Genomic DNA, 10049 nt, shown 5'->3' on the forward strand with positions numbered 1-10049 from the left:
TGACCGCCGCCAGACGGCCCTGAGTCCCCTCCTCGCCACCCAACCACCCCAGATAGGTGCCTTGTTCAGCGGACTCCTAGGGCGGACGGCGGGGACGGTCCCGGCTGCACCCGGGTCCGTCACCCGCCGTCGTCCGCGACGAGGGCCTGGTGCTCGCCGAGCGCGGGCACCGGGTCCATCCGGGGCGTGAGCCCCGTGAGGCCGATCGCCGGCAGGAGGGCGTCGACCGGTCCCCCCGGGGTCCGGACGACGCGCCACCGGTCGCGCTGGGCGAGCTGCGGGTGGGTGCGCAGGTCCTCGACGCCGCGCACGTGCGAGTACGCGATCCGCCCGGCGCGCAGGCGCCGCTCCAGCCAGGGCCCGTCGAGCGTGCGCAGGACGGTGTCGATCGTGGTGTGCAGGGCGTCCCGGTGCGCCACCCGGGCGGCGACGCCGGCGAAGCGGGCGTCGGCCGCGACGGAGCCGTCCCCGAGGACGTGCGTGCAGAAGTCCGCCCACTCGCGCTCGTTCTGGACCGACAGCATGAACGCCGTCCCGTCGCCGGCGGCGAAGATCCCGTACGGCGCGATCGCCGCGTGGCTGGTGCCGGCCCGCGGCGGCGGCGTGCCGCCGTACAGCGCGTAGTACATGGGGTGGCCCATCCACTCCACGAGGGCGTCGAACAGGCTCACGGCGACGTGCGTCCCGACACCGGTCCGCTCGCGGTGCAGCAGGGCGGCGAGGATGCCGGAGAAGGCAGCCGTCCCGCCGGCGATGTCGGCGACCGGGATGCCGGCCTTGGCCGGGTCGGCCGGGGTCCCCGTCACGGAGATCGTCCCGGCCTCGGCCTGGATGAGTGCGTCGTACGCCTTCGCGTGCTCGAGGTCGCCGCCCGTGCCGTACCCGCTGACGGAGCACGTCACGAGTCGCGGCCGGGTCTCCCGGAGCGCCTCGCCGAGCCCGAGCCGTGCGGCCGCACCGGGGGCGAGGTTCTCCACGAACACGTCGGCCGTGTCGACGAGCCCCAGCAGGCGTGCCCGGTCCGCGTCGTCCTTGAGGTCGAGGACCACCGACTCCTTGCTCCGGTTCAGCCAGACGAAGTGGCTCGACTGCCCGTGGACCGTGGCGTCGTAGTCGCGCGCGAAGTCCCCGCGCCCGGGGCGTTCCACCTTGATGACCCGTGCCCCGAGGTCGGCGAGCTGGCGGGTCGCGAACGGCGCCGCGACGGCCTGCTCGCACGCGACGACGGTGATCCCGGCGAGCGGCAGCATGCCGCCAGTCAACCCCACGTCCTCCCGGGAGCACCCGGGCGTCCGCGGGCTCGGTCGTAACTTGAAGAAGTGTTCAAGTGCTAATGTCTGCGATCGTGCCCGTCCCGCTGTACCAGGCCAAGGCCGAGTTCTTCCGGACCCTCGGTCATCCCGCCCGCATCCGGGTGCTCGAGCTCCTCAGCGAGCGCGACCACGCCGTCCACGAGCTGCTCGACGCCATCGAGATCGAGCAGAGCAACCTGTCCCAGCAGCTCGCCGTGCTCCGCCGGGCCGGTCTCGTCGTCCAGCGTCGCGAGGCCGGGGCCGTCGTGTACGCGATCAGCGTCGCCGAGGTCCGGGACCTGCTGCTGGCCGCGCGGGCGATCCTCGCGGCGGTCCTCGCCGGCCAGGAGCAGCTGCGCAGCGAGCTCGGCGGGGGTGCGTCGTGAGCCTGCGCGGCTGGCTCTCCCTCGCGCGCCGCACCGGGCGGATCGCGGAGCCCGCGGTCCCGCGGGGGGCCGACTCTGCCGGCGCCGCGCGGGCGGACGCCGGGATCCTCGCCGGGTCGGTGCAGGTCCGGCACGTCGACGCCGGGTCGTGCAACGGCTGCGAGATCGAGGTGGCGGCCGCCTTCGGGCCGGTCCACGACGGGGAGCGCTACGGCGCCCGGCTCGTCGCCTCGCCGCGGCACGCGGACGTCGTCCTCGTCACGGGCGTGGTCACCCGCAACATGGCCGAGCCGTTGCGCCGCACGGTCGACGCGACCCCGCGGCCGCGCCTCGTCGTCGCGATGGGCGACTGCGCGCGCGACTGCGGCGTCTTCGCCGGCGGGTACGGCGTCGTCGGTGCGGTGAAGGACGTCGTCGACGTCGACCTCGAGATCCCCGGGTGCCCGCCGCGCCCGGAAGCGGTCGTCGAGGCCCTGCGCACGGTCACGCGGCGATGAGCCGGTCCCTGTCGCGCGGGGTGCCGCGGTGAGCGGCGTGCGCCTCGGGCTGCTCACGGTCCTCGGTCTCGCCCTCGTCGCGGCGGTCGCGGGTGGTGCGCTGGGAACCGCTGCCCGGCAACGGGTCTCGCCGCTGCTCGGTGCGCTCGTCGGCGCGGCCGCGGTGTGGACCGGCGCGCTCGCCTGGTCGGGCGGCACCGGGCGCGTCGTCGTGGGCACCGTCCTGCCCGGCGTGACCGCCGCCTACGCCCCGGACCGGCTCGGCGGGGCGTTCCTCGTGCTCGTCGGCGGCGTCACGGTGCTCGCCTCGGTCTGGGCGTTCGACGGCGCGCGCGGCACCGCCGCCTCCCGGACGGCGTGGGTCGCGTACCCGCTCTTCGTCCTCGGGCTGCTCGGTGTCATGGCCGCGGCGGACGTCGTCGCGTTCCTGCTCGCCTGGGAGGTCATGGCCGTCGCCTCCGCCGTCCTGGTCCTCGCCGACCACGCCCGCCGGCCCGAGGTCGTCGGTGCGGGGCTGTGGTACGCCGGGATGACCCAGCTGTCGTTCCTGCTCGTCCTCGGCGGGTTCGCCGTCCTCGCGTCGGCCGCGGGCGGCACCGGGTGGAGCGACCTGGCCCGGCTCGCCCCGGACGCCGGGGCGACCGGGGCCGGGGTCGGGCTGCTGCTCCTCGGGTTCGTCACCAAGGCGGGCGCGGTGCCGGTGCACGTCTGGCTGCCCCGCGCGCACCCCGAGGCGCCGAGCCACGTCAGCGCGCTCATGAGTGCCGCCATGGTCAAGGCGGGCGTCTACGGGGTGCTGCTCGTCGTCGTCCGGCTGCTCCCCGCGGGGCCGTCGTGGTGGGGGCTGGCGCTGCTCGTCGTCGGGTCGGCGTCCGCGGTCTTCGGGATCCTCCAGGCGGGGGTCGCCGCCGACCTCAAGCGGCTGCTCGCGTACTCGACGACCGAGAACGTCGGCCTCATCCTCGTCGCGGTCGGCGCCGCGCAGGTGACGACGGCGCGCGGGGACGTCGAGACCGGCCACGTGCTGCTCGTCGCCGCGCTCCTGCTCACCTTCGGGCATGCCGCGGCGAAGTCGGTGCTCTTCCTCACCGCGGGATCGGTGCTGCACGCCACCGGTCTGCGGGACCTCGACCGGCTCGGCGGCCTCGGCCGCACGATGCCGTGGACGTGCGGTGCGTTCGGCGTGGCCGCCCTCGGCGCCGCCGGGCTGCCCGTGACCGCCGGGTTCGTCGCGGAGTGGACGCTGCTGCAGGCGCTCGTGCACGCCGGCGGCCCTGCCGACCCCCGGCTCGGGCTCGTCTCCGCGCTCGCGGTCACGGTCGTGGCGCTCACGGCGGGGCTGGCCCTCATGACGTTCACCAAGGCGTTCGGGATCGCGTTCCTCGGGCGGCCGCGCAGCGACGGGGCGGCGGCCGCGCACGAGGTCGGCCGGGCGGAGCGGCTCGCCGCCGCGGTCGGTGCCCTCGCCGTCCTCGGTCTCGGGCTCGTCCCCGGGCCGATGGCGACGGCGGCCGTCCGGGCGCTCGGAGTGGACGGCGTCACCGCCGCGGGCACGACGCTCGCCGCGGGCGTCCGGCTCGGCGGTGTCGCACCGGCCCCCGGCTCCGCGGGTGAGGCAGCGAGCGGCACCGCCGCGCTCGTCCCGGTGCTCGACCCGCTCGCGCTGGGCCTCGCGGCCCTCGCCGCGCTCGTCGTCGTCGCCGGCGTCGTGGCCCGGCTGCGCCGGCGTGCCCCGCGTCGCGCGGTCGAGCTCGGCTGGGGCTGCGGCGGGGCCCGGGTCAGCCCACGGATGCAGTACACGGCGACGTCCTACGCGGAGCCGCTCGTGCGGATCTTCGACGCACCGCTCGGGGTCAGCCGCTCGGTGGCGACGACGACCGCGGACGCGCCCTACGTCGTCCGCGCGATGTCGTTCCGGCAACGGGTCCGGGACGTCTTCGAGGAGCACGGGTACCGCCCGCTGCTGCGCGCCGCGGCGCGGGTCGGCGACGCGGGCCGGGCGCTGCACAACGGCAGCGTGCACCGCTACCTCGCCTGGTCGTTCGCGACGTTCGTCGTCGTCCTCGGGCTGGCGGCCCGGTGAGCGGCGAGGTGGCCGGCGAGGTGCGGGTGGTCGTCGCCGTCGTGCTCCAGACGGTCGTCGTCGTCGTGGCCGCGCCGTTCCTCGTCGGGGTGCTGCGCCAGGTGCGGGCCCGCTGGGAGGGCCGGGTCGGCCAGGGGCTGCTCCAGCCGTGGCGCGACCTCGTCAAGCTCGCGCGCAAGGAGCCGTTGCAGGCGAGCGGTTCCACGGTCGTCGCCTGGGTGGCACCCGTCGTCGTCCTCGGCTCCGGGCTGCTGCTCGCCGCCCTCGTGCCGACGGTCACGACCGCGGGGCCGGCCCGGTTGCCCGCGGACCTGTTCGTCGTCGTGTCCGTGCTCCTCGTCGGGACGGTCGCCCTCGGCCTGCTCGGCCTCGACGCGGGATCGGCCTTCGGCGGCATGGGATCGAGCCGGCACCTGACGATCGCCGCGCTCGTCGAGCCGACGGTGCTGCTGGCCGTGTACGCGCTGTCCGTGCCCGTCGGCTCGACGGCCCTCGGGCCGATCGTCGAGGGCCGGCTCGCCGACCCGGGCCGGGTCGTCGCCCCCGCCGGGGTGCTTGCCGTCGTCGCGCTGGCGATCGCCGTCGTCGCGGAGACCGCACGGATCCCCGTCGACAACCCCTCGACGCACCTCGAGCTGACGATGGTCCACGAGGCGATGGTGCTCGAGTCGTCGGGCCGAGACCTCGCCGCCGTCGAGCTGGGCTCCTGGCTGCGGCTGTCCGTGCTCCTCGCGCTCGTCGCGAACCTCGTCGTCCCGTGGGGCGTCGCGACTGCCGGCGACGGCGGCCCGGGCCTGCCGGCGCTCGCGCTCGGCGTCGTCGCCGTCGTCGTCAAGACCGCGGCCTCCGGAGTCGTGCTCGCCACCGCGGAGGTGTTCATGGCCAAGCTCAGGCTGTTCCGGGTGCCGGAGCTGCTCACCGGGTCGTTCGTGCTCGCCTTCCTCGCCGTGACGGGTTCCTATGTCATCGGGTGACGCGAGCCAGGCGGTCGCGCTCCTCGCCGGCCTGGAGCTGCTCACGGCCGTGCTCCTCGCCTGGCGTGGTCCGGCGAGCTCGCCGCGCGGGCCGCTCGCGGTCCAGGGGTTCGCGCTCGCCGGGCTCGTCGCCGTCATCGGGGTCGCGGAGGGCGAGCCGGTGCTGTGGCTCGTGGCGCTGCTCGTCGGCGTGCTCAAGGGGGTCGTGCTGCCGACGCTCGTCGTCCGGCGGCCGTCGCGGGCCGCGGGTCCTGCTGCCCCGCCGGCTGCCGACCGGCCCGCGACCGTCCGACCCGTCGTCCGTCCCGCCGTCGTCCGTGGCCGCAGCCGGGTCCCGCTGCTGCTCGGCGCGGCCGGGCTCGTCGTCGTCGCGTACCTCGCCGCCCGGCCGGTGACCCGGGTCGTCACCGGGGCGACCGGGCAGGCCCTCCCCGTCGGGTTCGCGCTCGTCCTCGTCGGCTTCGCGCTCCTCGCGACGGGCCGGCGCTCGCAGTCCCAGCTCGTCGGGTTCCTCGTGCTGGACAACGGGATCGCGACGACGGCCTTCCTCGCGACGGGCGGCGTCCCGCTCGTCGTCGAGCTCGGTGTCTCCCTCGACGTCCTCCTCGTGGTCCTCGTCCTGCAGGTCCTCGGCTCGCGGATCGACACGGCCTTCGGCGCCGGCGCCCCGGGCGGCACGGACCTCGACCAGCTGAGGGAGCTGCACGACTGATGGCCGCCGTCCTCACCGCTCCGCTCGCTGCCGGGCTGGCCGCGGGGTTCACCGCCGGGCCGGTCGTCGGGCCCGCGCTCGTCTGGGTCGCGCTGCTCGGGCCGGCGCTGTGCGCGCTCGCGGTGCTCCTGCTGCGCCGCCGTGCCGTCGTCCTCGTCGCGGACGTCGTCGCGTCGTCCGTCGTCCTGCTGTGCGGCGGCGCACTCCTCGCCGGGGTCGCGGACGGCGGTGCCGCGGTGGTCACCGCCGGCGGGCTGCTCCGCGTCGACCCGCTCGCCGGGTACCTGCTCGTCGTCGTCGGGGCGGTCGCCCTCACGGCGACGTGGGGCGGGCTCAGCCCCGGGCGGGCCCGTTCGCGCCGCGGCGGCCGGTACACCACGCTCGTCTGCCTCTTCCTCGCGGCGATGGTCCTCGCGGTCGTCGCCGACGACCTCGGCGTCACCTGGGTCGCCGTCGAGGGGACGACGATCACGACGGCCTTCCTGGTCGGCTTCGCCGGCGGCCGGCGGGCCGTCGAGGCGGCCTGGAAGTACGTCGTCCTCGCCTCGGTCGGGGTCGGCATCGCGTTCCTCGGGCTCGTGCTGCTGTACGCAGCGACCCGGGCCGCCGGCGACCCCACCCTGTCGTGGGTCCGGCTCGTCACCGACCGCCCCGCGGTCGACCCGACGGTCGCGCGGATGGGCCTGCTGCTCGCGGCGCTCGGCTTCGCGACGAAGGCCGGCCTCGCCCCGATGCACGCCTGGCTCCCCGACGCGCACAGCCAGGCGCCCGCGCCCGTCTCCGGGCTGATGTCCGGCGTCCTCCTCGCGGTCGCGTTCGGCGCCGTGCTGCGGATCCAGCGGCTCGACGCGGTGCTCCTCGACGGCGCCGCCGTCCGGACGCTGCTGCTCGTCGGCGGGCTGCTCTCCCTGCTCGTCGCCGCGGTTCTCGTGGTCACCCAGCGGGACCTCAAGCGGATGCTCGCCTACTCGAGCATCGAGCACATGGGGCTGGTCGCGGTCGCCGCCGCGGTCGGGAACCGGCTCGCGCTCGCGGCGATGCTCGTCCACCTGCTCGTGCACGGCCTGGCCAAGGCGAGCACGTTCGTCATGGCCGGGCGGGTGCTCGCCGTCGAGGGGACGACGGCGATCGCCGACGTCCACGGTCTGGTGCGCAGCGCGCCGCGGATCGGCATCCCGTTCCTCGCCGGTGCCGTCACGCTCCTCGGCCTGCCGCCGTCCGGGCTGTTCCTCACCGAGGCCGCGCTCGTCGTCGCGGGGTTGCGGTCCGGCTACGGCTGGGCGATGGCGATCGTCCTCGTGCTGCTCCTCGTCGTCTTCGTCGGGATGGGGCGTGCCGTCATAGCCATGACCCTCGGGGCGCCGGCGCCCGCCGGGTCGTCGGAGCCGGCCGCTGCCGCGACGGAGGCGCTCTCGGCACCGCTGGCGCCGGTCGCGCTCGCGCTGGCCGCTGCGTGCCTCCTGGCCCTGGCGACCCCGCTGGCCGGCACGCTGGACTCCGTCGTCGCCGTCATCGGAGGTGCCCCGTGAGCGCGACGCCCACCGCCGGACCCGTTCTGCCGCAGCCGGTCCTCAGCCGCCCGACGACCCGCGAGGCGCTCCGTGCCGACGTCGCGGCCCTGCTCGCGGACGGGCACCGGATGCTCCTGGTCGTCGCGGAGAACGCCCCGGGCGCCGTCCGGCTGGGGTACGTGCTCGCCCGGCCGGACGGCGGTCCGGAGGGCCCGAGCGGTGCGGGGGAGAGCCGGGTCGAGCTGACGCTCGAGGTGTCGACGGACGACGCGTGGGTGCCGACGATCGCCGACCTGTCGTACCCGGGCGGCCGTTTCGAGCGCGAGATCCGCGACCTGTTCGGGGTCGAGCCCCGCGACCACCCGCTGCCCCGGCGGCTCGTGCGGCACGCGCACTGGCCGAGGGCCTGGCACCCGCTCCTCGGGGAGCGCTCGGCGCAGACGGACGTCGTCCCGGACTTCGGCGAGGACCTCAGCGCGTTCCCGTTCCTCGAGGTCGGCGGCGACGGCGTCTACGAGATCCCGGTCGGGCCGGTGCACGCCGGGCTCATCGAGCCGGGGCACTTCCGGTTCTCGGTCGTCGGGGAGACGATCGTCCGGATGAAGGCGCGCCTGTGGTACGTCCACCGGGGGGTCGAGCGGCTCTTCGAGGGCCGGACGCCGGACGACGGGGTCGTTCTCGCCGAACGGATCAGCGGGGACACGGCCGTCGGCCACACCCTCGCGTACGCGCTCGCGTGCGAGGAGGCCCTCGGGCTCGTCGTCCCGCAGCGGGACCGGCTCGTGCGGGCGCTGCTCCTCGAGCTGGAGCGGATGCACAACCACGCCGCCGACCTCGGGATGATCCTCAACGACGTCGCCTTCGGGCTGGCCAACGTGCACCTCCAGCGGGTGCGGGAGAACCTGTTGCGGCTCAACGAGTCCGTGACCGGGCACCGGCTGCTGCGCGGCGGCGTCCGGGTCGGGGGCGCGGACGTCGTCGCGCTGCCCGACGTCGGGCTGGTCCGGGCCGCGGCGGCGGACGTCGCCGAGGTCGTCCGGCTCGCCCTCGAGCACCCGATGGTGCTCGACCGGCTCGTCGCCACCGCGGTGCTCGGCCGTGAGGACGCGGTGCGGATGGGCGTGCTCGGCTACGTCGCCCGTGCCAGCGGTGTCGACGTCGACGCCCGCCGGGACCACCCGTTCGTCGACCCGGCCGCGCTTCCGGGCGGGCCGCCCGCGCCGGCCGTCGACAGCGAGGGGGACGTGCTCGCCCGGTTCACGGTGCGGGCCCGGGAGGTCGAGGCGTCCGCGCGGTTCGTCGTCGCGGCCACCGAGGTGCTCGCGAGCGGCGGCCCGCGTGCTTCGGCCGGGCCGCAGAGCGCTGCGCCGCGAGGCATCGCGCGCGGTCTGGGGATCGTCGAGGCCTGGCGCGGGCTGCTCTGTCACCGAGTGACTGTGGGGGCCGACGGTCGCCTGGCGCGGGTCAAGGTCGTCGACCCGTCGTTCATGAACTGGCCGGCGCTGCCGGTCGCGCTCGCGGACACGATCGTTCCCGACTTCCCGTTGGCCAACAAGAGCTTCAACCAGTCGTACGCGGGCAACGACCTTTGATCCGTGAGGTCCCGCCGGGCTACCGGTGCCGCACCCAGATGTTCGGCTCGACGTAGGTGCCGGTGCCGGCGTCCAGGTCGACGTGCACCGGGGCGAGCCCGTCGGGGACGACGTAGGCACCGGAACCCGGCAGGGCGAGGCCGGTCCAGGCCTCCCACTGCGCGACGGTGCCGACCATCGTCTGGGCCGCCGGGGCGAGCGCCACGACGCGACCGCCGAGCCGGTGGTGCAGCCGCAGCCACGGGTCGAGCGGCAGCCCGTCGGGGCGGAGCCACGTCACGTACTGCTCGATCGGGATCAGCGGGTAGCGGTGCTTCATTGTCGGCCGCAGCGGGGCGACGACCCGGTCCAGGCGGTTCGCCGCTCCGAGCCCGACGAGCGCCTCGACGAGCGCGGACGCGACCCCGGTCCCCTTGTGCCCCGGGTGCACGACGGCCCCGCACAGCGCGAACGTGTCCGCGGCCGTGCCGGCCTCGTGCCCCTCGACGGCACGGCGCAGCAGGCCGCCGAACGTCTGCGGCAGCGTGGCCGGGTCGCCGTCCCAGCCGAACGGCACTCCCCAGCCGGTCGCGACCGGGATGCTCGGCTCGCCGTCGAGCAGGACGATGTCGAGGTGCGGGAAGTACTCCCGGACGCGACCGATGACCGGCTTCACACTCGGGTCCGCGGTGATGAACGCGGGGAAGCCGTCGGCGAACAGCGCGTCCATCTCGGCCTCGTCGCGGTCGCGCGCGCCCGTCGGCTCGATGTGCATTCGGGGTCGCTCCTCTGGTCGCGCGCGGTGTCCGTGCAGCGTATCGCTCTTCGTGAGTGATGATGACTCACGCAAAGGTGTTGCGCTGGAACGGATCTCGCGGGGGTCAGACTGTCGGACCCTGTCCGTAGGGTTGTTCTCGTGAGCAGCGACGAGCAGGCAGGCGGCGAGGTGCCTGGCGGTGAGCCGGGTGCGTCGCTGCCGTCTGGTCCTGTCGTGTCGGGTGAGTCGGCGCCGGTGCACGACCT

9 protein-coding genes are annotated in these 10049 nt (G+C 75.7%); 7 read left to right on the forward strand and 2 right to left on the reverse strand.

Annotation, left to right across the window (positions count from 1 at the left end; translation table 11 throughout):
* Window positions 1-119: 119 nt before the first annotated feature.
* Entirely contained in the window at window positions 120-1250 is a 1131-nt protein-coding gene (locus EDJALFJO_RS08555) for a CaiB/BaiF CoA-transferase family protein (RefSeq protein WP_088284175.1), read from the reverse strand.
* Between the two features lie 95 nt (window positions 1251-1345).
* On the opposite strand from EDJALFJO_RS08555, the gene EDJALFJO_RS08560 reads away from it, so the two are divergent.
* The 7 genes from EDJALFJO_RS08560 to EDJALFJO_RS08590 are packed head-to-tail and all read left to right on the forward strand — an operon-like array spanning window position 1346 to window position 9047.
* Window positions 1346-1678 carry a metalloregulator ArsR/SmtB family transcription factor gene (locus EDJALFJO_RS08560; protein ID WP_088284177.1) on the forward strand — a complete coding sequence of 111 codons (333 nt, stop codon included), beginning with the start codon at window positions 1346-1348 and terminating at the stop codon, window positions 1676-1678.
* Between the two features lie 2 nt (window positions 1679-1680).
* On the forward strand, window positions 1681-2175 hold the full coding sequence (locus EDJALFJO_RS08565) for an NADH-quinone oxidoreductase subunit NuoB (protein WP_088284187.1): 495 nt from the start codon (window positions 1681-1683) through the stop codon (window positions 2173-2175).
* A gap of 28 nt (window positions 2176-2203) precedes the next feature.
* Window positions 2204-4258 carry a proton-conducting transporter membrane subunit gene (locus EDJALFJO_RS36070; RefSeq protein WP_088284179.1) on the forward strand — a complete coding sequence of 685 codons (2055 nt, stop codon included), beginning with the start codon at window positions 2204-2206 and terminating at the stop codon, window positions 4256-4258.
* 26 nt (window positions 4259-4284) lie between these two features.
* Window positions 4285-5232 (forward strand): NADH-quinone oxidoreductase subunit H, encoded by a 948-nt coding sequence (locus EDJALFJO_RS08575; protein ID WP_088284189.1) that lies wholly within the window; start codon window positions 4285-4287, stop codon window positions 5230-5232.
* Entirely contained in the window at window positions 5219-5944 is a 726-nt protein-coding gene (locus EDJALFJO_RS08580; RefSeq protein WP_088284181.1) for a hypothetical protein, read from the forward strand. The genes EDJALFJO_RS08575 and EDJALFJO_RS08580 overlap by 14 nt, the downstream gene beginning before the upstream one ends.
* Window positions 5944-7473 carry a proton-conducting transporter membrane subunit gene (locus EDJALFJO_RS08585; RefSeq protein ID WP_088284183.1) on the forward strand — a complete coding sequence of 510 codons (1530 nt, stop codon included), beginning with the start codon at window positions 5944-5946 and terminating at the stop codon, window positions 7471-7473. The genes EDJALFJO_RS08580 and EDJALFJO_RS08585 overlap by 1 nt, the downstream gene beginning before the upstream one ends.
* Complete coding sequence (locus EDJALFJO_RS08590) at window positions 7470-9047, forward strand: nickel-dependent hydrogenase large subunit (protein ID WP_198950133.1); 1578 nt, start codon at window positions 7470-7472, stop codon at window positions 9045-9047. Before EDJALFJO_RS08585 ends, EDJALFJO_RS08590 begins: the two co-directional genes overlap by 4 nt.
* A gap of 19 nt (window positions 9048-9066) precedes the next feature.
* On the opposite strand, the gene EDJALFJO_RS08595 is transcribed toward EDJALFJO_RS08590, so the two are convergent.
* The gene (locus EDJALFJO_RS08595; RefSeq protein WP_088284185.1) at window positions 9067-9801 is read right to left on the reverse strand and encodes a hypothetical protein; all 735 of its coding nucleotides are present in this window, start codon (window positions 9799-9801) and stop codon (window positions 9067-9069) included.
* Between the last annotated feature and the right edge of the window lie 248 nt (window positions 9802-10049).

The organism is Kineosporia sp. A_224 (genome assembly GCF_002198655.1).
In the GTDB taxonomy this organism is placed as follows: Bacteria; Actinomycetota; Actinomycetes; order Actinomycetales; family Kineosporiaceae; genus R-H-3.

What these genes read in the sequence shown, in the direction of transcription:
- EDJALFJO_RS08555 (WP_088284175.1), bottom strand. Translation starts at nt 1,250, where the DNA reads ATGCTGCCGCTCGCCGGGATCACCGTCGTCGCGTGCGAGCAGGCCGTC.
- EDJALFJO_RS08585 (WP_088284183.1), top strand. Translation starts at nt 5,944, where the DNA reads ATGGCCGCCGTCCTCACCGCTCCGCTCGCTGCCGGGCTGGCCGCGGGG.
- EDJALFJO_RS08595 (WP_088284185.1), bottom strand. Translation starts at nt 9,801, where the DNA reads ATGCACATCGAGCCGACGGGCGCGCGCGACCGCGACGAGGCCGAGATG.
- EDJALFJO_RS08580 (WP_088284181.1), top strand. Translation starts at nt 5,219, where the DNA reads ATGTCATCGGGTGACGCGAGCCAGGCGGTCGCGCTCCTCGCCGGCCTG.